Source organism: Micromonospora taraxaci, assembly GCF_007830095.1.
Classification (GTDB): Bacteria; Actinomycetota; Actinomycetes; order Mycobacteriales; family Micromonosporaceae; genus Micromonospora; species Micromonospora taraxaci.
Genome location: NZ_VIWZ01000001.1, coordinates 75,187 through 98,657, shown reverse-complemented (window position 1 = coordinate 98,657; position 23,471 = coordinate 75,187). Strand labels below are relative to the sequence as shown.

At 71.0% G+C, this 23,471-nt stretch carries 25 protein-coding genes; 17 read left to right on the top strand and 8 right to left on the bottom strand.

Translation table 11 applies throughout. From position 1 onward, the window contains the following. The first annotated feature begins 152 nt into the window (after nt 1–152). From purS to FHU34_RS00500, 4 genes are all read left to right on the top strand, one after another. Entirely contained in the window at nt 153–416 is a 264-nt protein-coding gene (gene purS / locus FHU34_RS00515; protein ID WP_030491392.1) for a phosphoribosylformylglycinamidine synthase subunit PurS, read from the top strand. Next, nucleotides 413–1,096 carry a phosphoribosylformylglycinamidine synthase subunit PurQ gene (gene purQ / locus FHU34_RS00510; protein WP_145778176.1) on the top strand — a complete coding sequence of 228 codons (684 nt, stop codon included), beginning with the start codon at nt 413–415 and terminating at the stop codon, nt 1,094–1,096. The genes purS and purQ overlap by 4 nt, the downstream gene beginning before the upstream one ends. Nucleotides 1,097–1,184: 88 nt before the next feature. After that, the gene (purL, locus tag FHU34_RS00505; RefSeq protein WP_145778175.1) at nt 1,185–3,863 is read left to right on the top strand and encodes a phosphoribosylformylglycinamidine synthase subunit PurL; all 2,679 of its coding nucleotides are present in this window, start codon (nt 1,185–1,187) and stop codon (nt 3,861–3,863) included. A gap of 4 nt (nt 3,864–3,867) precedes the next feature. After that, nucleotides 3,868–4,623 carry a 2-phosphosulfolactate phosphatase gene (locus FHU34_RS00500; RefSeq protein ID WP_145785380.1) on the top strand — a complete coding sequence of 252 codons (756 nt, stop codon included), beginning with the start codon at nt 3,868–3,870 and terminating at the stop codon, nt 4,621–4,623. 213 nt (nt 4,624–4,836) lie between these two features. Here the strand turns inward: FHU34_RS00500 and FHU34_RS00495 are convergent, their stop codons facing one another. After that, the gene (locus FHU34_RS00495; RefSeq protein ID WP_244311514.1) at nt 4,837–6,873 is read right to left on the bottom strand and encodes a carboxypeptidase-like regulatory domain-containing protein; all 2,037 of its coding nucleotides are present in this window, start codon (nt 6,871–6,873) and stop codon (nt 4,837–4,839) included. A gap of 161 nt (nt 6,874–7,034) precedes the next feature. Here FHU34_RS00495 and FHU34_RS00490 point away from each other — a divergent pair, with 161 nt between their 5' ends. The 5 genes from FHU34_RS00490 (at nt 7,035) to amcA (ending at nt 11,737) form a co-directional block, all read left to right on the top strand. Beyond that, nucleotides 7,035–7,397, top strand: coding sequence for a sterol carrier family protein (locus FHU34_RS00490; RefSeq protein WP_244311513.1), 363 nt, complete (start codon nt 7,035–7,037; stop codon nt 7,395–7,397). Nucleotides 7,398–7,555: 158 nt separating this feature from the next. Next, nucleotides 7,556–9,094, top strand: coding sequence for an amidophosphoribosyltransferase (gene purF, locus FHU34_RS00485; protein ID WP_145778173.1), 1,539 nt, complete (start codon nt 7,556–7,558; stop codon nt 9,092–9,094). A gap of 57 nt (nt 9,095–9,151) precedes the next feature. Further along, a complete protein-coding gene (gene purM, locus FHU34_RS00480) occupies nt 9,152–10,306 on the top strand; it encodes a phosphoribosylformylglycinamidine cyclo-ligase (protein ID WP_088986889.1) in 1,155 nt (384 codons plus the stop codon). A 131-nt stretch (nt 10,307–10,437) separates the two neighbouring features. Then, nucleotides 10,438–11,526, top strand: a complete 1,089-nt coding sequence (gene amcB / locus FHU34_RS00475) for a cyclophane-forming radical SAM peptide maturase AmcB (RefSeq protein ID WP_341874456.1) — start codon at nt 10,438–10,440, stop codon at nt 11,524–11,526. After that, nucleotides 11,510–11,737, top strand: a complete 228-nt coding sequence (gene amcA / locus FHU34_RS00470) for a multiple cyclophane-containing RiPP AmcA (protein ID WP_145778171.1) — start codon at nt 11,510–11,512, stop codon at nt 11,735–11,737. The genes amcB and amcA overlap by 17 nt, the downstream gene beginning before the upstream one ends. Before the next feature lie 136 nt (nt 11,738–11,873). Here the strand turns inward: amcA and FHU34_RS00465 are convergent, their stop codons facing one another. Both FHU34_RS00465 and FHU34_RS00460 read right to left on the bottom strand, forming a co-directional pair. Further along, nucleotides 11,874–12,089 (bottom strand): DUF3073 domain-containing protein, encoded by a 216-nt coding sequence (locus FHU34_RS00465; protein WP_030332207.1) that lies wholly within the window; start codon nt 12,087–12,089, stop codon nt 11,874–11,876. Between the two features lie 301 nt (nt 12,090–12,390). Beyond that, entirely contained in the window at nt 12,391–13,473 is a 1,083-nt protein-coding gene (locus FHU34_RS00460; RefSeq protein WP_145778170.1) for a Glu/Leu/Phe/Val family dehydrogenase, read from the bottom strand. 193 nt (nt 13,474–13,666) lie between these two features. Between FHU34_RS00460 and FHU34_RS00455 the strand changes: the two genes are divergently transcribed. Then, nucleotides 13,667–14,506, top strand: coding sequence for a DUF8083 family protein (locus FHU34_RS00455; RefSeq protein ID WP_145785378.1), 840 nt, complete (start codon nt 13,667–13,669; stop codon nt 14,504–14,506). 251 nt (nt 14,507–14,757) lie between these two features. Continuing rightward, nucleotides 14,758–14,967: a BldC family transcriptional regulator gene (locus FHU34_RS00450; protein WP_007073996.1), complete on the top strand. Its 210-nt coding sequence runs from the start codon at nt 14,758–14,760 to the stop codon at nt 14,965–14,967. Nucleotides 14,968–15,039: 72 nt separating this feature from the next. Here the strand turns inward: FHU34_RS00450 and FHU34_RS00445 are convergent, their stop codons facing one another. Then, on the bottom strand, nt 15,040–15,429 hold the full coding sequence (locus FHU34_RS00445; RefSeq protein ID WP_088986885.1) for a PPOX class F420-dependent oxidoreductase: 390 nt from the start codon (nt 15,427–15,429) through the stop codon (nt 15,040–15,042). Between the two features lie 56 nt (nt 15,430–15,485). On the opposite strand from FHU34_RS00445, the gene FHU34_RS00440 reads away from it, so the two are divergent. After that, complete coding sequence (locus FHU34_RS00440; protein ID WP_425280508.1) at nt 15,486–16,262, top strand: class I SAM-dependent methyltransferase; 777 nt, start codon at nt 15,486–15,488, stop codon at nt 16,260–16,262. Between the two features lie 44 nt (nt 16,263–16,306). Here FHU34_RS00440 and FHU34_RS00435 read toward each other — a convergent pair whose 3' ends face one another. Further along, nucleotides 16,307–16,594 carry a hypothetical protein gene (locus FHU34_RS00435; protein ID WP_091396025.1) on the bottom strand — a complete coding sequence of 96 codons (288 nt, stop codon included), beginning with the start codon at nt 16,592–16,594 and terminating at the stop codon, nt 16,307–16,309. Nucleotides 16,595–16,771: 177 nt separating this feature from the next. Here FHU34_RS00435 and FHU34_RS00430 point away from each other — a divergent pair, with 177 nt between their 5' ends. After that, entirely contained in the window at nt 16,772–17,629 is an 858-nt protein-coding gene (locus tag FHU34_RS00430) for a 3-hydroxyacyl-CoA dehydrogenase family protein (RefSeq protein ID WP_145778168.1), read from the top strand. Then, nucleotides 17,626–18,369, top strand: a complete 744-nt coding sequence (locus FHU34_RS00425) for an enoyl-CoA hydratase/isomerase family protein (RefSeq protein WP_145778167.1) — start codon at nt 17,626–17,628, stop codon at nt 18,367–18,369. Before FHU34_RS00430 ends, FHU34_RS00425 begins: the two co-directional genes overlap by 4 nt. Before the next feature lie 65 nt (nt 18,370–18,434). On the opposite strand, the gene FHU34_RS00420 is transcribed toward FHU34_RS00425, so the two are convergent. Next, entirely contained in the window at nt 18,435–19,778 is a 1,344-nt protein-coding gene (locus FHU34_RS00420) for an ABC transporter substrate-binding protein (RefSeq protein ID WP_145778166.1), read from the bottom strand. 156 nt (nt 19,779–19,934) lie between these two features. Between FHU34_RS00420 and FHU34_RS00415 the strand changes: the two genes are divergently transcribed. Next, a complete protein-coding gene (locus FHU34_RS00415) occupies nt 19,935–20,324 on the top strand; it encodes a hypothetical protein (RefSeq protein ID WP_145778165.1) in 390 nt (129 codons plus the stop codon). A 53-nt stretch (nt 20,325–20,377) separates the two neighbouring features. Here FHU34_RS00415 and FHU34_RS00410 read toward each other — a convergent pair whose 3' ends face one another. Continuing rightward, entirely contained in the window at nt 20,378–20,818 is a 441-nt protein-coding gene (locus tag FHU34_RS00410; RefSeq protein WP_145778164.1) for a hypothetical protein, read from the bottom strand. Between the two features lie 131 nt (nt 20,819–20,949). Between FHU34_RS00410 and FHU34_RS00405 the strand changes: the two genes are divergently transcribed. After that, nucleotides 20,950–21,657, top strand: a complete 708-nt coding sequence (locus FHU34_RS00405) for a DUF2786 domain-containing protein (RefSeq protein ID WP_145778163.1) — start codon at nt 20,950–20,952, stop codon at nt 21,655–21,657. A 40-nt stretch (nt 21,658–21,697) separates the two neighbouring features. Here FHU34_RS00405 and FHU34_RS00400 read toward each other — a convergent pair whose 3' ends face one another. Further along, a complete protein-coding gene (locus FHU34_RS00400) occupies nt 21,698–22,222 on the bottom strand; it encodes an SRPBCC family protein (RefSeq protein ID WP_145778162.1) in 525 nt (174 codons plus the stop codon). Between the two features lie 156 nt (nt 22,223–22,378). On the opposite strand from FHU34_RS00400, the gene FHU34_RS32770 reads away from it, so the two are divergent. After that, nucleotides 22,379–23,353: a hypothetical protein gene (locus tag FHU34_RS32770; RefSeq protein WP_167524736.1), complete on the top strand. Its 975-nt coding sequence runs from the start codon at nt 22,379–22,381 to the stop codon at nt 23,351–23,353. Nucleotides 23,354–23,471 lie beyond the last annotated feature (118 nt).

Sequence of the window (23,471 nt, the reverse complement as noted above, 5' to 3'; positions counted from 1 at the left end):
CCGCCTGTCGGGCCGCCGTGAGCGCGGGCAATGTCGATCACTGCTTGAACTGCACCCGGCCGGTGCGTCCGCGGCCGTATCTGCCAGGTACGCTGGCTGCGCTCGCCCCATGTGGGTCGGCACCCAACTGCGTACACAGTCAGGAGTGCCCAGTGCCTCGCGTCGTCGTCGACGTCATGCTCAAGCCCGAGATCCTTGATCCGCAGGGCCAGGCCGTCGCAAACGCGCTGCCCCGGCTCGGCGTCGGTGACGTCGCCTCGGTCCGGATCGGCAGGCGGATCGAGATCGAGTTCACCGGTGAACCGGACCTGGACCGCGCTCGGGAGATTGCCGACAAGTTGCTCGCCAACCCGGTCATCGAGGACTTCACCGTCCGCCTGGTCGAGGCCGACGAGACCGCGGACGCCCGCTCGTGACCGCCCGGGTCGGCGTGGTCACCTTCCCGGGCTCGCTCGACGACGGGGACGCGGCCCGGGCCGTCCGGATCGCCGGCGCCGAGCCGGTCCGGCTCTGGCACGGCGACGCGGACCTGCACGGGGTCGACGCTGTCGTGCTGCCCGGTGGCTTCTCCTACGGTGACTACCTGCGCTGCGGTGCCATCGCCAGGTTCGCCCCGGTGATGGAGACGATCGTGGACGCCGCCCAGGGTGGTCTGCCCGTGCTCGGCATCTGCAACGGCTTCCAGATCCTCTGCGAGGCGCACCTGCTGCCCGGCGCGCTCACGCGCAACCAGCACCTGCACTTCCGCAACCGGGACCAGGTCCTGCGTGTCGAGTCCGCCAGCACGGCGTGGACCAACGCGTTCCAGCCCGGCCAGGAGGTGCTCGTCCCGGTCAAGAACGGTGAGGGTTGCTACGTCGCGGACACCGCGACCCTGGACCAGCTCGAGGCCGAGGGCCGGGTGGTCGCCCGCTACATCGGCGGCAACCCGAACGGTTCTCTGCGGGATATCGCCGCGATCACCAACGCCGCAGGCAACGTGGTCGGCATCATGCCGCACCCCGAGCACGCGGTGGAGGCGCTGACCGGCCCTTCGTTGGACGGCCTCGGCTTCTTCACGTCAGTCCTCAAGCACCTGGTCGGGGCGCCCGCGTGAGTGCTAGGAGCGCCGCGGTGACCAGCGTCACGATCATCGGTCTGCTCAACCGCCGTTCCGGCGGGAACGAGCGCAGCGAGGAGAGGTCATGACCACCCATCCGGACCCGGTACGGGACACCCCGGAGGCGTACTCCGCCCCGGCGCAGCCGGCCGAGCCGAGCCCGGCGCAGCCCGTCGCCCCGGCGGCCGCCCCCGCCCAGCCGGCCGCCGCCGTCTGGACCGAGGGCGTGGACACCGTGCCGCGCGCCGGTGGTACCCCGGGCGAGCTTCAGCCGTACACCGAGCTGGGCCTGCGTGACGACGAGTACGACCGGATCCGGCAGATCCTCGACCGCCGGCCGACGCAGTCCGAGCTCGCCATGTACTCGATCATGTGGAGCGAGCACTGCTCCTACAAGTCGAGCAAGGTGCACCTGCGTCAGTTCGGTGAGAAGGCCCCGCACAGCGACCGGCTTCTCGCCGGCATCGGCGAGAACGCCGGTGTCGTGCAGATCTCCGACGAGCTGGCGGTGACCTTCAAGGTCGAGTCGCACAACCACCCGAGCTTCGTCGAGCCGTACCAGGGTGCGGCGACCGGCGTCGGCGGCATCGTCCGGGACATCCTCGCCATGGGCGCCCGCCCGGTCGCGGTGATGGACCCGCTGCGCTTCGGTGCCGCGGACCACCCGGACACCGCCCGGGTCCTCACCGGCGTGGTCGCCGGCGTCGGCGGCTACGGCAACTGCCTCGGCCTGCCCAACATCGGTGGCGAGTTGGTCTTCGACCCCTCCTACCAGGGCAACCCGCTGCTCAACGCCCTCTGCCTGGGCGTGCTGCCGGTCGACCGGCTGCAGAACAAGGCCGCCGCCGGCCCGGGCAACGTTGTCGTGCTCATGGGCGCCAAGACCGGGCGCGACGGCATCGGCGGCGTGTCGGTGCTGGCGAGCGCCACCTTCGACGAGGGCAGCGAGGCGCGCCGTCCCGCCGTGCAGGTCGGCGACCCGTTCACCGAGAAGCTGCTGATCGAGGCCTGCCTCGAGCTGTACGACGGCCAACTGGTCGTCGGCATCCAGGACCTCGGCGGCGCCGGCCTGACCTGCGCGCTCACCGAGACCGCCGCCGCGGCCGGCACCGGCATGCGGGTCTGGCTGGAGCGGGTGCCGCTGCGCGAGCCTTCGATGGAGCCGCACGAGATCCTGGCCAGCGAGTCGCAGGAGCGGATGCTGCTGGTCGTCGAGCCAGACAAGCTGGAGGCGGTGCTCAAGACCGCCGAGAAGTGGGGCGTGCTCGCCACCGCGATCGGTGAGGTCACCGCACCGGAGCCGGACGGACGTCCGGGTCGGCTGCTGATCACCTGGCAGGACCACCTGGTCGTCGACGTACCGCCGGGTTCGCTCGTCGACGACGGCCCGGTCTACGCCCGGCCGATGCGTGAGCCGGCCGACCTGATCCTGCTCCAGGCCGACCGGGCCGAGACCCTGCCCCGGCCGTCCGACCCGGAGGCGCTGCGGGAGACCGTGCTGCGCATGATCGCGTCGCCGAACCTGGCCGACAAGACCTGGGTCACCGAGCAGTACGACCGCTACGTGCTGGGCAACACCGTGCTCGCCCAGCCGGAGGACGGCGGCGTGATCCGGATCGACGAGCGCACCGGGTTGGGTGTGGCGCTGTCGGTGGACGGCAACGGCCGGTACGCCCGACTGGACCCGTACAACGGCACCAAGCTGGCCCTGGCCGAGGCGTACCGGAACGTGGCGGTGACCGGTGCGAAGCCGATCGCCGTGACCAACTGCCTCAACTTCGGCTCCCCCGAGGACCCGGGCGTGATGTGGCAGTTCGCCGAGGCCGTGCGCGGCCTGGCGGACGGCTGCCTGGAGCTGGGCATCCCGGTGACCGGCGGCAACGTCAGCTTCTACAACCAGACCGGCGCGGCGGCCATCCACCCGACCCCGGTGGTCGGTGTGCTGGGTGTGCTGGACAACGTCGCCGACCGGGTGCCGATGGGCTTCGTGCCGCGCGCCGGTGGCGACCACGACCAGCTCTACCTGCTCGGCGAGACCAACGTGGAGCTGTCCGGCTCGGAGTGGGCCTGGGTGACGCACGAGCACCTCGGTGGCATCCCGCCGCAGGTCGACCTCGCCCGCGAGAAGGCGCTCGCCGACCTGCTGGCCGAGGCGGCGCGGGTCGGGCACCTCAGCTCGGCACACGACCTCTCCGACGGTGGTCTCGCCCAGAGCCTGGTCGAGTCCTGCCTTCGCCGTGGCGTCGGTGCCCGGATCGCGGTGCCGGAGCAGTTCACCGAGGGTTCGATGCCGTTCGTCTACCTGTTCAGCGAGACCGCCACGCGGGCGCTGGTGTCGGTGCCGCGAGGCCACGACAAGGCGTTCGCGGCGCTCTGTGCCGAGCGGGGCGTGCCGTTCGAGCTGATCGGTGTCACCGACCCGTCCGGCGGCGCGCTCGAGGTGCACGGGCAGTTCCGGATCGGCCTGGACGAGCTGCGCGCCGCGCACACCGAGACGTTGCCGCGCCTCTTCGGTGGCTCGGCCGCTGTCGAGGTGCCCGCGCCTGCCGCCGGTGTGGCGGGTGCGGTCGAGGCCGTACCGCTGCCGGTCACCTCGGACGGGGAGGCCGCACCGGTGGATCCGGCCGAGGTGGTCTCGGAGCCCATCGCTTCTTCAGGCCCCTCCCCGGAGACCGGCGCTGTCGAACCGATCGGGTCGGAGTCCTCCGATGGGCCCACCGACTCGGAGACCGGTGCCACCGAGCCGTCGCCTGACGAGCGCTGAGGCGTTGACGGCCGCCGTCTACGGCCAACCCGGTTCGGGCGCCAGGTTCGACTGGGGCCTGACCGGCGCGGCCGAACTCGGGCGGGTCTGCGCGGCGTTGGTGGTGGTGGACGTCCTGTCGTTCACCACCTCCGTGGAGGTCGCGGTCGCCCGTGGCATGCGGGTGCACCCGTTCCCCTGGGGTGAGCAGGCCGCCGAGTACGCACTACGCGTCGGCGCGGTCGCCGCGGTGGGGCGGCGGCAGGTGACCGCAGCGCATCCGTGGTCGCTCTCGCCGGCCGCGCTGGGCGCCGCGCCGGTGGTGGCGGACCTGGTCCTGCCCTCGCCGAACGGCTCCGCCATCAGCGCCGCCGCCAGTGCCACCGGCCTTCCGGTGGTCGCGGCGTGCCTGCGCAACGCGGGCGCCGTCGGGCGTTGGCTGCGCCGCCAGGGGTACGGCACTGTGGACGCCCCGATCGGCGTTGTCGCTTCCGGTGAACGGTGGCCGGACGGGTCGCTGCGCCCGTCGGTGGAGGATCAACTCGGTGCCGCCTCGGTGCTGGACGCCCTCTCCGGAGTGCCGGGCGGGCTGTCCGTGGAGGCGGCTATGGCGCTCGCCGCGCTGGCGAGCACTCCGGACGTGTCCGCCGCCGTACGGGGCAGCGTCTCCGGGCGCGAGCTGACCGAGGGCGGCTTTGCCGAGGACGTGGACGTCGCGGTCCGGATCGGCGTGTCGGACGTCGTGCCGGTGCTCCGCCAGGGCGTCTTCTCCGCAGCCTGACCGACGGCAGCCTGACCGACGCGCGCCCGGGCTCCGCCGTGCCCGCCCCCACCCTCCGTGGGGCCGGTCCCCCCGCGTTGATCAACTCGGCTTTCGTGAAGTCGGGGTGTCCAGGTCCGCTGGATGCCCCGACATCTGGGAACGCGAGTGGATCTTGCCATAGACGAAACGGCCACCCGGATCTCCGGGTGGCCGTTCGCGTGCTGTTCTCGGTCAGTCGTCCAGCCAGTCGAGGCGTCGACCGCCCCGCTCGGTCGGCGGCGGGGTGTCCGGCCGGCCGCGGCCAGCCTGTTGGCCGTAGCCGCCCTGGTCGTAGCCTCGGTCGTCGTAGCCGCCGCGCTGCTGCGGGGGTTCCTGACCGTAGCCACCGCCCTGGTCGTAGCCACCGGCCGGTTGGCCGTAGCCACCCTGCGGCGGCGGCTCCTGGCCGTAGCCGCCCTGGTCGTAGCCTCGGTCGTCGTAGCCTCCGCGCTGCTGCGGGGGCTCCTGACCGTAACCGCCGCCCTGCTGCGGGGGCTCCTGACCGTAGCCGCCCTGGTCGTAGCCACCAGCCGGCTGACCGTAGCCGCCCTGGTCGTAACCACCGGCTGCCTGTCCGCCGTACCCTGCGGTCGGCTCAGCCGCCCGCCCGCCGTACGGGGCCGCGTCCGGCTGACCGTAGCCCTGCCCCTGCTCGGGCTGGTAGACACCCGTCGCGTACGGGTCGGCCGGCGCCGGGTACTGGGTGTTGTCGCCGGTGTAACGGCCGGTCGGCTCGTCGTACCGCTCCCCGTAGGCCCCTCCGCCGGCGGGAGCCGGCGGGTAGCCGGCCGCCCCGGCCTGGGCGGTGTAGTCCCGGCTGCCGTAACCGCCACCCGAGGCGGGGTCGTTGCCGTAGCTGCCACCAGAGGTCGGCGCACCACCGTAGCCAGCCCCGGAACCGGGCGCGGCGCCGTAGCCGTCACCGGCCGCGCCAGCGCCGTAGCCGCCACCGGAGGCCGGATCGTTGCCGTAGCCGCCGGCGCCGTAGCCACCGGGTGCTGGCTCGTCGCCGTAACCGGCGCCGCCCCAGCCCTGCTGGCCCGCGCCGCCGTACGCCTGCGCGGGCGCACCGTACGGGTCCGGCGGGACGTCGTCGACGACCGGACGGTGCATCATCGTCGGCGCCTCGCTCAGCGCCGCGCCACCGACCATGGTCGGGTCCGCGCCGCCGGGTCGGCCACCGACCACCCGGGTCTGGTCGTCGGGGCCGCGGAAACCGCCCCGTGCGGGCGGGACCGGACCGCCGCTGCCAGCCGGCACCGCGTCGTCGTCGTCACCGCCGTTCTCCTTGCGCTTCATCCAGAGCAGCACGATGGTGCCGACACCGGCGGCTACCAGGAGACCGCCGAGCAGGATGATCAGGTACGAACCCGCGCCGCCGCCGCTGTCCTCGGTGTTCGAGGCGTTCGCCGGGGCGCCGGGGCTGGCTTCCTCGCTGGCCTGGTCCTCGGTGCCCTCCTCGGCCGTCTCCTCGGTGGGAGTCGCCTCGGCGCTGGCCGACGGGGTGGGGCTGGGCGTCACCTCGGTCTTGATCGCGAGGCTGATCCGTTGCCCGGTGAGGGCCTGCCCGGCGGCTGCGTTGATGGTCTTCCGCGCCACCACGTTGTCGAAGCTGGCACCCAGGTCGAGACGACCCGGCGCGATCGGGTTGCCCGTGGTGCCGGTGAAGCGGAAGTTGCCGCTGCCGTCGCTGGTGGTGTCGAAGCGCTTGCCGGTGCTGTCCAGCAGCATGACCACCGCGTTGGGCACGGCCTTGCTGTCGGCCTGCGCGACCACCTTGCCGGAGACCGACTGCACGGTCTGCGCCTGCGGCGGCGGAGCAGCCTTGGCTGAGAGGTTGACAGTGGTCGAGCCCTGTCCGTTCCCGAGCCCAGCACTGGCCCTGACGGTGATGCGGGCGGACCCGTTCGAGGCGTCGTCTGCCAATTTGAACTTGGCGGTGTAGGTCTTGGCCTCGGTCACGTTTCCCTGTGAGCAGCCCTCGATGCACTGAAGCTTGGAGTTGTCGGAGCTGACAGTCACATCGGCGGGCACAACGGGGTCGTCAAAGCTGAGCGCGTAGCTCACTGTCGTCTCCCCGCCCGCTTGGACGGTGCCAGGGGAGGCCGAGACGTTGCTGACTTTGGGAGCGGCAAAGGCTGGTGTGGCGGGGGCGGCGAGCAGAGCGCCGGCAACCAGCGCTACGACCACACCGGCCCGCTGCTTCCAGGCACGTCGGTGTGTTGACACGTCCACCGCCTTCCGGGCTGACTTCCCTCTGACCGGCGGGGCGCCGGGCCGGGGATCATCACGGTTCGAATACGCCGTCGGCAACTATGCCTTGTCCGACTGGATCGGCGCGACCCAGGGCCAGCGTCGGGTAGTTGGCCTGCGGGTCGTATCGTCCCGTCGTGTCCTCTCCGCACAGTAAGTCCGCTGCCGTAACTGCCGCATTGTCGGCGCTCGACGAGGGGCGTACGCCCGAACGGACAGTGTTCCGAGAGGCGGTCCGGTCGTTGTTGGCCGTCCTCGCGGAGCGCGCCCCCGGCCGATCGGTGGAGGTGCGCGTCCCACCATACGGGGCGATCCAGTGCGTACCCGGACCTCGACACACCAGGGGAAACCCGCCAAACGTGGTCGAGATGGCTCCGGACACCTGGCTGAGGTTGGCGACCGGGAGGATCGGTTGGGCGGAGGCGGTGACCGAGGGTCGCGTCCAGATGAGCGGTGTCCGGGCGGACCTCTCGGCGTATCTGCCCCTCGAATTGTCATGACGTCCTACTTAGCGTGACCCTCCGCGCAGAATTCGTGACTTTCTGTGCTGACGGCGATTCGCGTACACTGTCAGGCGACGACAGTGGTCCCGGCAGAGAAGTGTGGATCCGCCCGTGATCCCGCCCGGCCGGTCCAGACCAGCATGAGGGAGCGGTAGGTGCCCCGAGGCGACGGCCGGCTGAGCCACGACCTTGACCCCCAACGACCTGGCCCCCAGGATGCCTGTGGCGTCTTCGGCGTCTGGGCCCCCGGTGAAGAGGTTGCCAATCTGACCTACTTCGGCCTCTACGCCCTGCAGCACCGGGGCCAGGAGGCCGCGGGCATCGCGGTGAGCGATGGCTCCGGCGTGGTGGTCTACAAGGACCTCGGCCTGGTGGCCCAGGTCTTCGACGAGCCCACCCTGGCGAGCCTGCGCGGCCACCTGGCGATCGGGCACGCCCGCTACTCCACCACCGGCGCGTCGAACTGGGAGAACGCCCAGCCGACGATTCGCTCCACGACCTCGGGCACGACCATCGCGTTGGCCCACAACGGCAACCTGGTCAACACGGCCGAGCTGGAGAAGGAGGTCGCCGAGCGCGGCCTCGTCGCGGACGGCTCGACAAACGACACCTCCCTGGTGACGATGCTGCTGGCCGGCCGACCGGACCTGTCGGTCGAGGCGGCGGCGTTGGAGGTGCTGCCGCAGCTGCGCGGCGCGTTCAGCTTCGTCTTCATGGACGAGTCGACCCTCTACGCGGCCCGCGATCCGCACGGTGTCCGCCCGCTGGTGCTCGGCCGCCTGGAGCGCGGCTGGGTGGTGGCCAGCGAGACCGCCGCACTGGACATCGTCGGTGCCAGCGTCGTGCGCGAGGTCGAGCCGGGTGAGCTGATCGCGATCGACGAGAACGGCCTGCGCTCCGCCCGGTTCGCCGCGCCGGAGCCGAAGGGCTGCCTCTTCGAGTACGTCTACATCGCCCGCCCGGACGCCACGATCGCCGGGCGCAACGTCCATGCGACGCGGGTGCAGATCGGTCGGCAGTTGGCCAAGGAGCACCCGGTCGAGGCGGACCTTGTCATCGGCGTGCCGGAGTCCGGCATTCCGGCCGCGATCGGCTACGCGGAGGCGTCCGGCATCACCTACGGCGCCGGCCTGATGAAGAACCCGTACGTGGGGCGCACCTTCATCCAGCCGTCGCAGACCCTGCGTCAGCTCGGCATCCGGCTCAAGCTCAACCCGCTGCGGGAGAACGTCCGCGGCAAGCGCCTGGTGGTCGTGGACGACTCGATCGTTCGCGGCAACACTCAGCGCGCCATCGTGCGGATGCTGCGTGAGGCGGGGGCGCTGGAGGTGCACGTCCGGATCTCCTCCCCGCCGGTCAAGTGGCCGTGCTTCTACGGCATCGACTTCGCCACCCGGGCGGAGCTGCTGGCCAACGGGTTGGACAACGACGGCATCCGGCGCTCCATCGGCGCCGACACGCTGGGCTACGTTTCGCTTCCCGGCCTGATCGCCGCGACCGAGCAGCCGAAGACCCGGTTGTGTCGGGCGTGTTTCGATGGGGAGTACCCGATCGAGTTGCCGGCTGGCAACCTGATCGGCAAGCACGTGCTCGAAGGTGTGGGCCGACGCGTCGCCAACTCGGCGCTGGAAGGCTCGCACGCCAACGGCTCGTCCGTCGCCACTCCGGGTGGCGTTACCGCAAACCGCCCGTAGCACCAACCGGCGCGGCCCGGCTACCGCCGGCGGCACCGAGAACCAAAGGGGAGAACCGTGACGCACGTGTCCGAGCGCAGCGGCGCAGGAAGCAGCCCGACCGGCGCCGGCGGCGACCGTCAGCCGTGGACGGGCGGTGCTGGCCGCCAGGCGCGCAAACGCTCGGTCTCGTACGCCGATGCCGGGGTGTCCATCGACGCGGGCGACCGCGCGGTGGAGTTGCTCAAGTCGAAGGTGCGCCAGACCCGCCGGCCGGAGGTGCTGGGTGACCTCGGCGGCTTCGCCGGCCTGTTCCGCCTGGACACGAAGAAGTACAAGAACCCGATCCTGGCGTCCTCCACCGACGGAGTGGGCACCAAGCTGGTGATCGCTCAGCAGATGGACATCCACGACACGGTCGGCATCGACCTGGTGGCGATGGTCGTGGACGACCTGGTGGCGTGCGGTGCCGAGCCGCTGTTCCTGCTCGACTACATCGCCACCGGCGAGGTCGTTCCGGACAAGGTCGCCGAGATCGGGGCGGGCATCGCCGACGGCTGCCGCTACGCGGGCTGCGCGTTGCTGGGCGGGGAGACCGCCGAGCACCCGGGCGTGCTCCGCCCGGACGAGTACGACATCTCCGCGACCGGTGTCGGTGTGGTCGAGGAGGCCGACATCCTCAGCCCGGAGCGGGTCGAGGTGGGCGACGTCGTGATCGCCATGCGTTCCTCCGGCCTGCACTCCAACGGCTACTCGCTGGTCCGGCACGTGCTCCTCGGTGCGGCTCGGATGCGTCTGGACATCGTGATCGACGACTTCGGTCGGCAGCGGACCCTGGGCGAGGAGCTGCTCACCCCCACCAAGATTTACGCTAAGGACTGCCTGAAGCTGATCGCCGAGGCCGAGGTGCGGGCGCTGTCCCACATCACCGGTGGCGGCATCCCCGGCAACCTGGTCCGGGTGCTGCCCGAGCACGTCGACGCGGTGGTCAACCGGTCCACCTGGAAGCCGCAGCCGATCTTCGACCTGATCCAGACGAAGGGTCGCATCGACGACCAGGACATGGAGTCCACCTTCAACATGGGTGTCGGCATGTTCGCGATCGTGTCGGCCGAGGACGCCGACCGGGCGCTGGCCACGCTGACCGGCCGTGGTGTCGAGGCGTGGCAGGCCGGCGAGATCATCGAGGGCACCGGCAACGTGCAGATGGTCGGTCAGCACACCCGGGGATGATCACTTTCTGGTGATCGTACGGGCACCTGATCAGGGCTTCACCCGAGTGGCCAATGCCGCCTAGCCTGAAGGGCACCCTTCAGAGCCGGCGGAGGAGGGCGATGGCTGCTCGGGGACAGTCGTTCAGCGGGATGCGCGGTCTTGCCGCCGTCCCGTCGTACGTCGTCATGCAGCCGACGACCCTGTGCAACCTCGACTGCGCGTACTGCTATCTGCCGTTTCGGGCCACCGACCAGCGCATGCCGGTGGCGGTGGCCGAGGCGGTGGCGGCGGCGGTCAACCCCTGGGCGGTGGCCGGTCGGTTCTCGGTGGTGTGGCACGGCGGCGAACCGTTGGCCGCCGGCCCGGAGCACCTGGCCGACCTGATCGCGCCGTTCGGGCCCGAGGTCGAGCACCACGTGCAGACCAACGCCACCCTGATCAACGACGAGTGGTGCGACTTCTTCGCCCGGCACGAGGTGCGGGTGAGTGTGAGCGTCGACGGACCCCGGGCGCGTAACGGTGACCGGGTCAACCGGGGAGGCCAGCCGGCGTACGACCGGATCGTGCGCGGTGTCGCGGCGCTGCGCCGGCGCGGTCTGCCCTTCTCCGCCCTGGCCGTGGTGTCCCGCCCGGAGCGGGGGCTGGCCACCGAGTTGTACGACTACTTCCTCGACCTGGGCTGCGACGTGTTGGGCATCAACATCGAGGAGACCGAGGGCGTCAACACCCGGGACAACCGCCACGACGCGTCGGCGGTGACCGCGTTCTGGGCGGAGTTGGTGGCGGCCTGGCGGCGTGCGCCCCGGATCCACCTCCGCGAGGTCGAGTGGTCGTTGCGCTATGCCGCGGCGGTGCTCGACGGCTCGGCTGACGGTGTGCTGCCCCGCCACCTGGACCCGATCCCGACGATCGGTCACGACGGCTCGGTGACCGTGCTGTCCCCGGAGTTGGCTGGTTTCACCCACCCCCGCTACGGCGACTTCAGCAGCGGCAACGTCCTGAGAGCCCCACTGGCGGAGATCCTCGGCGTGGCGGCGGCGACGCCGTGGGTGGGGGAGTTCCTCACCGGTGTGGAGGCGTGTCGGGTGTCCTGCCCCTACTTCGGCTTCTGCGGCGGTGGCCATGCCGCCAACCGTTACTTCGAGCTGGGGCGTTTTGACGGTACGGAGACCGAGCACTGCCGCAACAGCAAGATCCGCCTATTGGAGGGAGTGTTGGAGCATGCCCGAGAGCACTAGTGACCGGCGGCCCGAGCGCACAGCGGATGACGGAGTCAACGAGCGTGTGCGGGAGGCTGCTCCTGCCCTCGTCGCGCTGTTGCGGGAGGCCGAGGCCGCGCGACGCCTGCGTTCGGAGGTGTCAGGCAGCGACGGCGCGAGCGCGGTCTGTGCCTGGAACCACTTCGAGAACATCCCGACGTTCTACAACTGGAACAACCGCCCGCGCTGAGGGGGCCGTGAACAGGGGCCTGTCGAGCGGCCGGAGTGGTTCCGGTCGGGTCAGGCCCCTGATCGTCGGCGACTGCACGTGCACGAGACGTGCGTGAGCACGCGGGGATCACCGCGTGCTCAGCTGCGTCGAGAGGTCAGCGGGTCGGACGGACCCAGGGATCCGGATCGTCGTCCGCGTGATCCTCATCATCGTCGTCGACGAACTCTTTAGAGTCGTCGTCGAAGTGGTGCTCAGACTTACCAGCACCCGCCAGTTCGCGCTGCAAGGCGGTGAGGTCGGTGTTCGGGGAGTGGTACTTCAACTCCCGGGCCACCTTCGTCTGCTTGGCCTTAGCACGGCCGCGCCCCATGGCTCGACCCCCTCGCACAGAATGCGGGGCAGCCCGAAGGCGGGCCCCGATGACGTCAGGCATCTCTCGTGGCTCTTACGGTACATGGGGATGCCACCGTTCGGCACCTCGGGTTACCGTCAGCCGGCTCTGCGCGTCGCGTCGATCCGGCCGTCACCCAGTGTACCGGGTAAGGAGCGGAACGGTTAGCGCCCGTGACACCGGACAAACCGCACCAAAATTCGATCCGGCCTCAGCTTACCCAGCCGTGCCCATACGGGTGGCCCGGAGGCGGATCCCGTCGACCCGCCTCCGGGAAGGCTCAGCGCAGGTGGATCCCGCGAAGCCGGCCGATGTCCGCCATTCGCCGCTCGGCCAGCCGGTCCGCGGCCACCGCGGGCGGCACGCCCTCGGCGTCCGCGAGACGGAGGATCTCGCGAGTGGTGTCGTAGATCCGGGTCGCCCGGAGCTTCGCCCGGTCGAAGTTGAAGCCCTCGATCTCGTCGGCAACCTGGATCACGCCACCGGCGTTGACCACGTAGTCCGGCGTGTAGAGGATGCCCCGGTCGGCCAGCAGCTTCTCGATGCCCGGGTGGGCGAGCTGGTTGTTCGCCGCGCCGGCCACCACCTTGGCGCGCAGCGCCGGGACGGTGTCGTCGTTCAGGGCACCACCCAGCGCGCACGGCGCGTACACGTCGATGTCCGCCGCGACCAGCGCGCTGGCGTCGTCCACCAGAGTGACCTGCGGGTGGTTGCTGCGCACCCACTCCAGCGCCTTCGGGTTGACGTCGGTGGCGACCACCTCCGCGCCGTCCTCCAGCAGGTGCCCGGTGAGGTACTTGCCGACCTTGCCCAGGCCGGCCACGCCGACCCGGCGGCCACGCAGGCTCGGGGTGCCCCAGACGTGCTCGGCGGCGGCCCGCATGCCCTGGAAGACACCCCAGGCGGTCAGGATCGACGAGTCGCCCGCGCCGCCGTGCTCGACGCTGCGACCGGTCACGTAGCGGGTCTCCCGGGCCACGACGTCCATGTCCGCCACGTAGGTGCCGACATCGCAGGCGGTGTAGTAGCGGCCGCCCAGCGACTCGACGAAGCGCCCGTACGCGCGCAGCAGCGCCTCGCTCTTGATCTGCTCCGGGTCACCCCAGATGACGGCCTTGCCGCCGCCCAGGTCCAGGCCGGCGAGCGCGTTCTTGTACGCCATCCCACGGGACAGGTCCAGCACGTCGGCGAGGGCGTCCTCCTCGCTGGCGTACGGGTAGAAGCGGGTGCCGCCGAGCGCCGGCCCCAGCGCGGTGGAGTAGATCCCGATGATCGCCTTCAGGCCGCTCTGCTTGTCCTGGCAGAACACGACCTGTTCGTGACCTGTCGATACCGGGTCGTCGGTGCTCGCGAATACGCCCATGATTGGCTCCTGGAGTGGTGTGCGCCCTTGTGGGACGCGGACCTGGTGAACCCCGGCGGGGATGCTGCCGGTGTGATCGAGCCTAGTATCGGTCGCCGTGCGGGTGCTCGACGCGCCGCCGCCGTCCCACCTTGCGGCGCGCGTGGTCCGGCCGCTGACCGCGTACGGCTGCGGTTCATGGGAGGATCGCGCCGTGCCGTCGCTCTTCGCTTCTTACCTGCGCGTGTACGAACCGTTGACCGCCTTCGACCGGGACCGGCAGAGCTACTGGCGCCGATACGTCTCCGAGGGGCGGGCCGTCGCCCCCGTCGAGGGGCCTGGCCGGCAGCGGACGGCGGTGATCGAGGCGCTCGGCGCCGGCTGGACCCGGCTGCCCGATCTACCGGAGGAGGCGTACGTCCTGGAGACGGACGACAGCCTCCTGGTCTGCCCGTGGAACCTGCGGATCCGGGTCGCCGAGGCGGCGCTCAGCGCTCGGGACGGCGTGCCCTCGGTGCTCGCCGACGCCTTCGTGCCGCCGGTCCTCGCCGGGCAGGCCAGGGCGGTCGTCGACGATTGGCGCAGCGGCGCGCGGGTGCTGGAGCACGGCGTACCCCGGGTGCACGAGCAGATCGCCACCTGGGGCGTGCCGCTGCGGTGGTTCGTGCTCTTCGACCCGGCCGAACGGGACCTCGTCACCGAGCCGGGGCGACGGGCGCTGCGCTACCGCACGGAGATCTCGAAGGCCCGCCGTCGGTCCTCCCGGGCGCTGTCGGTGCTGCGCAAGTCGGTGGGCGACGCGCCGATCACCGAGGCGGTGGAGGAGGCGGCTCGCTGGCTGGAGGAGTTTCATCCCCGCTCGGTGGTCGAGTTGGACTACGGCGGTCTGGTGGATCTTCTGTCCGACGAGACGCTCGAAGCCGACGACTCTCCCGAGTTGGTCGCCGGAGGCCTCGCGGGGCTGTCGCGCGGTGAGGCCGACGAGGCGTCGGCCGCGTACGACAAGTTGGTGGCCCGCTGGCGCGCGGTTCAGTTGCTCGAGCGGTGCAACTAGGGGCAAATCGGCCTAGGAGCGCTCCCAAGGTGAGGTGTGCTCGTAGTTGACGCATCACGAACCGTGATCATGAGTCCGAATAAGGTACTTTCTGCCGTGTAAAAGTCGTAAAAATCGGGCATGGTTCATCCGTCCGTCTAGGGACCTTCATCCGTTCGGCCCATGTCGGACATCGGGGACTAGCCGGACCATGGGAGACGCGTCGGCCGGCGGGACCCCGGCCGATGTCTATACATGTGGAGGAGTGACCGATGGCATCGCGAACGCACGAACCAGAGCCGCTACTTACACCGGCCGAGGTGGCGTCGATGTTCCGTGTCGACCCGAAGACGGTGACCCGGTGGGCCAAGGCTGGCAAGCTCAGCGCCATCCGCACCCTGGGTGGCCACCGTCGCTACCGCGAGTCGGAGGTCAGGGCGCTGTTGCAGGGTCAGATCCCGCAGCAGCGACAGGGCGACTGAGTCGGCACCAGTTCTTTTTGGGAAAGGGGCGGTGGATCTCGATCCGCCGCCCCTTTCCACGCCCGCGTCGACTCAGCGCCGCGACTCGGCCAGCGTCACCCGGATGCCGACAGTGCCGCCCTCGCCCCGGCGAAGCCGGCTGCCCAGCAGACTGAGTCGACCGATCAGGCGGTACTTGTGCTTGAGCAGGTCACGGACCCGACCGGTGTCGCCGCTCCCGTAGATCGTCGCGTGGGCCGGCACCTCCGCCCCGTGTGGGCGGCCCCGCACGTCGCACGGAGCCACTGTCACCTCGCCGTTGTGGCGGATCCTCTTGACCTTGCCCGAGTCGGCCCGGGTCCAGACGGCCAACGCGTCACCGTCGCGTACCGACCAGACCGGGGTCGGCACCGCCCGACCGTCCTTGCGGAAGGTCGTGAGCAGGATGTACTTCTCGGCCGACAGCCGGTCCAGCATGGTCACGCCGCCAGGATACGACCGCTGTGGCTACTGAGTGGCCGGATAGCGTGAACGCCGTGATGGTGCAGCCTCAAATCGGTGACGTGGTCGGCGAGCTGCTGCGGGACACTCTCGCGGTGGCCAGCGGGGTGGGCCCCCGACCACTGGTGGGTGGGCGACTGCCCCGGCCGGTCATCGAGATCATCGAACGGGACGACGGGCTGATCAACGGTGCGCCGGCCGCGCACTACCTCGACGGGCCGCAGGACTGGCAACCGTACGACCACCGCGCGGTGGACCGGGTCCGCGGCGAGACACTGGACATCGGCACCGGCGCCGGCCGGATCGCCCTGCTGCTCCAAGAGCGCGGGGTACCTGTCACCGGCCTGGACACCTCTCCCGGCGCGTTGGCGGTGAGCCGGCGTCGCGGTGTCCGGCGGCTGGTGCACGGCACCGTCGACACGCACGTGGCCGATGGTCAGCGGTACGACACGTTCCTGCTGCTCGGCAACAACCTCGGGCTGTTCGAGGGTCGGGAGCGCGCCCCCGAGTTCCTGGCCGCGCTCGCCGCTCTGGCCCGACCGGGCGCACAGATCATCGCGCACGGCACCGACCCGTACGGCACCCGCGACCCGGTGCACACCGGTTACCACGAACGCAACCGCCGCCGGGGTCGGTTCGGCGGTCAGCTCCGGCTCCGGCTTCGGTACCGGGAGCTGGGCACCGAGTGGTTCGACTACCTGGTCTGTTCGGCGGACGAGTTCGCCTCGCTGGTGCACGGCACCGGCTGGCGGCTGACCGATGTGGACGACCGGGACGCGCCCTACTACCTCGCCACCCTGCGCCTGGCCGACTGAGTGACGGCCTCTGCGCCTCACCTGCGCAGAGGCCGTCGTACAGCTCAGACCTGGACGGTCGGGGGAAGCTGCTCGGGCGGCAGGCCGCCATCGCCGTCGACCACCTCGTCCGGCTGGCCGTCCTCGTCGATGTCGACCATGGTGATGTCCACCTTGCCGTCGCCGTCGGTGTCGAACTGGAACAGGTCGGCCTTGCCGTCGCCGTCGGTGTCCACCACCCACACGTCGGTCTTGCCGTCGTTGTTGGTGTCGGCGCGCAGCAGCTCGACCCGCTCGTCGCCCCGGGTCTCCACGATCTCCCCGTCAGTGACGCTCTCCGGTGCCTGGCTCATGTCGATGCGGTCCTTCCCTCGGTTGACGGGCCGTCATTACCCGATCCCGCGCTCCCCCACGCATGGGGAGCGTCGGCGTGCTGCATAGGGTCGCACCATGAGCGAGCGGATCGGGCGGGACACCCGGGTCGGCGTGGCGGAGACCCCGCGCGCCGACGGGTCGGACAGGGAGGCGTGATGAGCGATCGTTTCGTGGTCGTCGGTGCCGGCACGATGGGCCTCGGCATCGCGTACGTGGCGGCCGGAGCCGGGCACGCCGTGGAGTTGGTCGAGGTCGACCCCGAGCGGGGGGCCTCCGCGCTGAACCGGCTCGCGGACCTGTGGGAGCGGGCTGTGCAGCGCGGGAAGCTGAGCGCCGACGAGGCCGCCGCGAACCGGCAACAGATCACGCTGCGGCCGACGCTCACCGACGTCGCTCCCGCCCCCGAGGTGATCGTGGAGGCGGTGCCGGAGCGGCTGGACCTGAAGCGGGCGGTGCTGCGGGACGCCGCCGCGCTGCGTCCGGCTCTGCTGGGCAGCAACACCTCCAGCATCGCCATCGGTGAGCTGGCCGCCGGGCTGGACGCGCCCGAGCGCTTCCTCGGCCTGCACTTCTTCAACCCGGTCTGGGCGATGACGCTCCTGGAGATCGTGGTCGGCCCGGCCACCGCCGAGGAGACCACCGCTGCGGCCGTCGCGCTCGCCGGCCGGTTGGGCAAGGACCCCGTCGTGGTACGCGACATGCCCGGCTTCGCCACGTCGCGACTCGGCATCACCCTCGGGTTGGAGGCGATCCGGATGGTGGCCGACGAGGTGGCCAGCCCGGCCGACATCGACAAGGCCATGGTGTTGGGCTACCGGCACCCAATCGGCCCGCTGGAACTCACCGACCTGGTCGGTCTGGACGTGCGGCTGGACATCGCCCGCACTCTCCAGAGCGCGTACGGGGACCGCTTCGCACCGCCGCCCCTGCTCGTGGAGATGGTCGCCGAGGGGCGGCTGGGCAAGAAGTCCGGGCAGGGCTTCTACCGGTGGGAAGGCGGTGTCAAGCAATGAGCGGTCTCCGGATCGAGGAACGGCCGGACCGGCTGGTGGTCACCCTGGACCGGCCGGAGAAGCGCAACGCCATCGACGCCGACCTGATCGCCGAGCTGCACCAGGTCTGCGCCGAGCTGGAGGCGCACCCTCGGCTCCTGCTGCTGACCGGCGGCGCGGCGGGCATCTTCGCCGGTGGCGCCGACATCGGCCAACTGCGCGAACGAGGCCGCACGGACGCCCTCGCCGCGATCAACTCCGCCGCCTTCGCGCGGATCCGGGCACTACCGATGCCGACCGTGGCCGCCGTCGACGGCCCGGCGCTGGGCGGTGGCGCGGAGCTGGCGTACGCCTGCGATCTGCGGGTGTGCACGGCCCGGGCGGTCTTCGGCCAGCCGGAGGTGCGGTTGGGCATCCTGGCCGGCGCTGGCGCGACCCACCGGCTGCCCGCGCTTGTCGGTGAGGGCCGGGCCAAGGAGCTGCTCTTCACCGGACGACGGGTGGACGCCGCGGAGGCGCTGCGGATCGGTCTGGTGAACCGGGTCGTGGACGAGCCCGCCGAGCTGCTGACTGTGGCACACGCCCTGTTGGACGAGATCGCCCTGGGCTCGCCGCTGGCGCTGCGGCTGACCAAGCTCGCGGTGGACGCGCCCGCCGCCGCGCACCCGCATCTCGACCTGGTCAGTCAGGCGGTGCTCTTCGAGGACGAGGAGAAGCACCGGCGGATGACCGAGTTCCTGGAGCGCCGCCGGCCGCGATGATTCCCGACACGAAACGGCCGCACCGGCGAGAGCGCCGGTGCGGCCGTCGTGGTTCTGTGGTCGTGCTACTGCCGGATCTGCACCCCGGCGTCGGACAGGCCGCGGATCACCTGGGCGGACTCACCGAAACCGATGATCAGTACGGCGTCCGCGCCGAACTCCTTGATCTCCTTCGCCCCGCCACCGAAGTCGACCGGCGGCGCCTTGGCATCGGCCGGCGGGTCGTACGTCATCAGCTTGAGCCGGTCGGCGGCGACGCCGGCCTTCTCCAGCTCGTCACGGACGGTGGCCTGAAGGCCCTCACCGTAGGAGTCCTTGCGGGCGACGATCACGATCTTCTGCGACCCGTCGCGCAGGATGACGTCGGCCAGCGCCCGGCCCTGGAGGCTGTCCGGCGGCGCGGTGCGGAAGTAGAGGCCGTTGTCCTCGACGTCGGTCAGGCCGCTGTCGGTGTTGGACGGGGAGAAGAGGATCTTCCCGGCCCGGACCACGTCCGGCAGCACCTCCCGGGAAATGCCGGAACCACCCGCGCCGATGATCACGCTGACGCCGCTCGTCACGTGCTTGGCCACAGTAGCCTTGGCCACCGCCGGGTTGGTGCCGTCGTCACCCTCGACCCAGGTCACCGGCTTGCCCAGCGCGCCGCCGGCGGCGTTGACCTCCTTGATCGCCAGCGCAGCGCCGGCGGCCATCGGCGGGTACGCGATCGCCAGGTCACCGGTCTTCGGCAGCAGGCCGCCCAACTTCAGTGGCTCCTGGTCGGGGTCGCCACCCGGGCGCTGCTTCTTCGGCTTCGGCGGCGTCTTGGTGCTCGCCGCCGACTCGATGCCCGCGCCGACGAACTCGGTCTTACCGTCGTTGATCTGCTGGCCGTCGAAGGTCAGGGTGGCGTAGCTCGCGGTGGCCGGCTCACCCTTGTCGGTGAAGCCCGCCCGGGTGAGCGACACGCTGCGGTACTCGATGTCCTGCCCGTTACGGGCCAGCGCGAGGCAACTCGCCGGGTCCTCGCAGCGCTGCCCGTCGTTCGTCACAGCGACGATCTGCTTCGCGATGGCCGCCGGATCGGTACTCCCGGCCAGTTGGGCGGCGAGCACGGCGATCACCACCGCGTCGTACGACTCGGCGGAGTACAGGTAGTCCGTCAGCGCCGGATCGACGGCCTTCAGCCGACTCTTGAAGTCCTCCGGCAGCGGGGTGAGTGGCGTGGTGCCCTTCATCCCGTCCACGAGGCTCGCGCGTTCCTTCAACTCCGCAGGATAGGAGTTGAGCATGTTGCCGTCCGTGCCGTAGAGGCGCACCTGTTGGGCGCTGGCCTCCTTGGCCTTGTCATCCCCGCAAGCGCTTGTGGCGAGCAGGATCGTCGCGCAGGCAGCCAGTGTGGCCACCCGCGATCGGCGTGTAACGAGCATGGTCGTCCTTCCTCCGGCGAAGGTCCGCTGCGCACATTAGCGTGCCGAGGCCGACGGTGGGACCGTGGAGGTGGCGTAAAGCGCAGGTAGCTTGCGTTGAACACGGAGAGTAGCGATTGGTGGGAGTGCTTGACCGCCCGTCCTACTGTGCGCTGGGTGACGGATCTACCACAGCAGACGTTCGACGACGCAGCCGCCGTGCTCCGCTCGGCGCTGACCGGGGATGGAGACGCGGTGGTGGGAGCGTTCGACGCGGTCGTCGACCGGGCCGGCCTGAGTGGCGCGTACGGGGTCGCCTGGTGCCTCGCCGCGACGATGCTCGGTGACACCCCGGCGGCCAGCGGGGCGGCGCTGGACTTCCCGGGGATCGACCAGGCGGAGTACGACACCCGGTGGGTGGCCCGCTTCGTCAGCGCGTACGCCAATCGGGACGAGCCGACCGGCGAGGCGCTCTTCGGGGCTGCGGCAGCCGACGGTCTGCTGCCCGACTGCCTGCTTACCCTCGCCGGTTCGACGATCGCCACCCTGCGCAGCCGCGCCGGGTGACAGCGCGGTCGCGGCGCCCGTCGGGGGGCGGACGCCGCGACCGCGCGCGGCACTCAGAACGCGTGGTACGCGATCAGCGGCTCGTACTCGTACCGCAGGTTCTCGAAGCGGACCCGGAAGTTGACCCCGTCCCGGACGTTGGTCGCCACCGTGATCCAGCCCGAGTTTGCCGGCAGGTACGTCCAGTAGTTGCAGGCACTCGTCTTGTCGACGAAGATCACGCACGCCTCGGTGGCGTACACGCTCGCGTTGCGGACGTTGATGTCGCGACAGCGGGTCGTGGTGCGGTACTGGCCGGCCGAGCCGCCGTAGCGGCCGCTCTCGAAGTACGACCGGACCGCCCCGCCGTAACACGTCGCGAGCGGGGCGAAGGCATTGGTGCCGGGGGCGGCCGGCGTGACCGGCGCGGATGGGGCAGCCTGTGCGGGTGCGCCGGCGAAGAGCAGCGCGGTGGCCGTGGCGACGGCGAACAGGCGAGCGGTCGGGGATGGCATGCGGACAAGCCTCCGGGAACAGTTAACTGACCGTCCGGATTGGACTGATCATCGGACGGTGACGATGATACGTATCGATCGATTCTGTCGTGGCCCCGTTGATGTCCGCCCCGTGTGGTAGCTCTGTAGGCATGTCCGAGGCCATGCTCAGCAAGGTGCGCAAGCTGCTGGCCCAGGCCGAGGACCCGGCCTGCACGCCCGCCGAAGCCGCGGCGTTCACCGCCAAGGCGACCGAGTTGATCGCCCGCTACGGCGTGGACCGAGCGCTGCTGGCCGTCCACGACCCGACCACCGATCCGGTCGGCGACCGGGTGCTGGACGTCGTCGCCCCGTACGCCCGCGACAAGGTCGGTCTGCTCGCCGCCGTCGCCGAGCCGCTGCGCTGCCGCTGCGTACGCCGTCGGCAGGGCAACGGCTTCGCGCTGCACCTCTTCGGCTTCGCCAGTGACCTGGAACGGGTCGACCTGCTCTTCACCTCACTGCTCGTGCAGGCGGCGCACGGCCTGGCCGCCACCCCGGTGCCGGAGGACGACCATCCCGCCGCCTTCCGCCGCTCCTGGCTGGCCGGTTTCGCCGAGGTGATCGGGGGTCGACTCTGGGCGGCGGAGACGGCGGCGGCCAGCGAGTCGGGCACACCGTCGGTGGCGCTGGTGCTGGCCGACCGTTCCGACCGGGTGCAGCGACGGCTCAGCGAGGAGTACCCACGGCTGCGCACCGCCCCACCGCGTCGACTGGGCGGCACTGGGTTCGGTTCGGGTGCGGAGGCCGGCCAACGCGCGAACCTGGGTGGCCGAGACCTGGCCGGTCGCTCCGCTGCCGATCGGCGACTCGGCCGGTGAGCCGGCGCGCCGTTCTGCTGCTGATCGGCAGCTCGGCCCGTCAGGCGGAGATGCCGGGGTGGCGCGACAGCGTGCCGACGTAGCGGGTGAGCAACTCGTGCCAGCCAGCGGTGAGCGCCTTGCGGTAACCCTCAGCAGCCTCGCCGTGCCTGTCGAAGTGCCGGTGCTCCAGCTCGATCCTCGTACGCTCCGGCCCTTCCGGTAGGAACAGCACCTCGACCTCACTAGCCCGGGCCGGATCCGGCACCGGTGCTCGGTCGGGGCCGATCTGCCAGGCGAAGACCAGCCGCCGCGGCGGGTCCCAGGTGAGCACCCGCCCCCAGTCGGCGCGAAAACCGTACGGGCCGATCTCGTAGAGCATGCCGCCGGCCCGTGGCTCCATGCCCAGCTCGTCGAGAGCGTCCGGGCCAGACCAGGTGTATTCGGTGACCCACCAGTCAGTCAGCTGGGCCGTGAAGACCGTGAACGCGTGCTCGGCCGAGCTCGGGACGAGGAGACTGCACCGCAGGGAAAACCGGTCGACGTCCTGCCGGATGTCGGCCGGATCAGTCATTTCCTGTCCCATAGGCCCGGACCATACCGGCTGATGCCCGGGTGTGCAGCTTCGCGCGGTGCCCGGTTCCAGACAGAGGGTCGCCGAGCCGTCACGCACGGGATGCCCGGCCGGAAAGCGGGTAACCGCGCCGACGACCGGGACTCTGTGCAGGCGGGGCGGGAGATCATGGGCGAGAACGGGCAGCAACGGGGGGCGGACCGGAACGTCGACAACGTGGACCCGGACGTCCTGCTCGACATTCCGAAGGTGTCCGTCGACTCGATCCGGCTGGCGGTCGACGGCCTGGACGCCGACCTGTCGCTGCGGGCCCGGGTGGCCAACCTCCTTCAGGTCGACGCCGGCGTACGCGTGCACCTGAGCGGCGTCGAGCTGGACGTCAACGGGGTGCACGCCGAGGCGCAGCTACGGGTGCGGTTGGAGCAGTTGACCAGGATCCTGGGGCGGGCGCTCGACACCCTCGACAGCAACCCGCAGATCATCGAATCGCTCGCGCGTACGGCCACCGCCATCGACGACGTGAACCGCAGCGCGCAACAGTTGGCGGCGGGTGCGGCAGAGGTCCGGGCGTCGGCGCGGCGCTCCGACGGCGTACTCGATGAGTTGGGTCAGCAGGTGGGCGCGGTCGGTGCGGTCGCCGACCGTGACCGACCAGGTCCTGATCGGCCGGGTGCTGATCGGCCTGCACCAGGTCCGGTCAGTTCGGAGCCGAAGGCCGGAGGCCCGGGGCCGCGAGCCGGCGGCCCTGGGCAAGCCGGTCAGGCGCGACCGGCGGTCCAGCGCCCGGAGGCCCCGCATCGGGAGGCGCGTGAGCCAGATGGCCCGCACGAGGGGTCGCGTCCTCCCGAGCGGGAGCGGCCCGAAGGCTCAGGCGGTGGGGTACGGCCGGCAGGGGCGGGCCGGGGATCGGACGAGGCGGCTGGGCGACCCGGTGGCGGGCCCGATCGGGGTCCTTCCGGAAACGGGGGCCCGTCCGGAGAGGGTGACGGCGGTCTGTCGGCTGCGACGCAGGCTGCCGCCCAGAACGCGGCGCAGTTCGCCGAGCAGGCCGGGGAGACGCTGCGACAGGCTGGACGCAGCGTGTGGGAGGCGATCCAGGGCGGCATCGCGCAGCACCGCCCCCAGACTCACCGCGACGAATGACGCCCGGTCGGCCGGCGATCTCGCCCCTCGCGATCCGGCCTCCGCTTGGTCCACACGGGTTCGGGGAAGTTGCGGTGTCGGAAGCGCTGGGATACCGCGATTTCGGGGAAGTCGTGTT

Coding starts and splice junctions, on each gene's coding strand:
- purL (WP_145778175.1), top strand. CDS start 1,185: ATGACCACCCATCCGGACCCGGTACGGGACACCCCGGAGGCGTACTCC.
- amcB (WP_341874456.1), top strand. CDS start 10,438: ATGCGCGGTCTTGCCGCCGTCCCGTCGTACGTCGTCATGCAGCCGACG.
- amcA (WP_145778171.1), top strand. CDS start 11,510: ATGCCCGAGAGCACTAGTGACCGGCGGCCCGAGCGCACAGCGGATGAC.
- FHU34_RS00465 (WP_030332207.1), bottom strand. CDS start 12,089: ATGGGGCGCGGCCGTGCTAAGGCCAAGCAGACGAAGGTGGCCCGGGAG.
- FHU34_RS00460 (WP_145778170.1), bottom strand. CDS start 13,473: ATGGGCGTATTCGCGAGCACCGACGACCCGGTATCGACAGGTCACGAA.
- FHU34_RS00450 (WP_007073996.1), top strand. CDS start 14,758: ATGGCATCGCGAACGCACGAACCAGAGCCGCTACTTACACCGGCCGAG.
- FHU34_RS00440 (WP_425280508.1), top strand. CDS start 15,486: ATGGTGCAGCCTCAAATCGGTGACGTGGTCGGCGAGCTGCTGCGGGAC.
- FHU34_RS00435 (WP_091396025.1), bottom strand. CDS start 16,594: ATGAGCCAGGCACCGGAGAGCGTCACTGACGGGGAGATCGTGGAGACC.
- FHU34_RS00430 (WP_145778168.1), top strand. CDS start 16,772: ATGAGCGATCGTTTCGTGGTCGTCGGTGCCGGCACGATGGGCCTCGGC.
- FHU34_RS00425 (WP_145778167.1), top strand. CDS start 17,626: ATGAGCGGTCTCCGGATCGAGGAACGGCCGGACCGGCTGGTGGTCACC.
- FHU34_RS00420 (WP_145778166.1), bottom strand. CDS start 19,778: ATGCTCGTTACACGCCGATCGCGGGTGGCCACACTGGCTGCCTGCGCG.
- FHU34_RS00410 (WP_145778164.1), bottom strand. CDS start 20,818: ATGCCATCCCCGACCGCTCGCCTGTTCGCCGTCGCCACGGCCACCGCG.
- FHU34_RS00405 (WP_145778163.1), top strand. CDS start 20,950: ATGTCCGAGGCCATGCTCAGCAAGGTGCGCAAGCTGCTGGCCCAGGCC.
- FHU34_RS00400 (WP_145778162.1), bottom strand. CDS start 22,222: ATGGGACAGGAAATGACTGATCCGGCCGACATCCGGCAGGACGTCGAC.
- FHU34_RS32770 (WP_167524736.1), top strand. CDS start 22,379: ATGGGCGAGAACGGGCAGCAACGGGGGGCGGACCGGAACGTCGACAAC.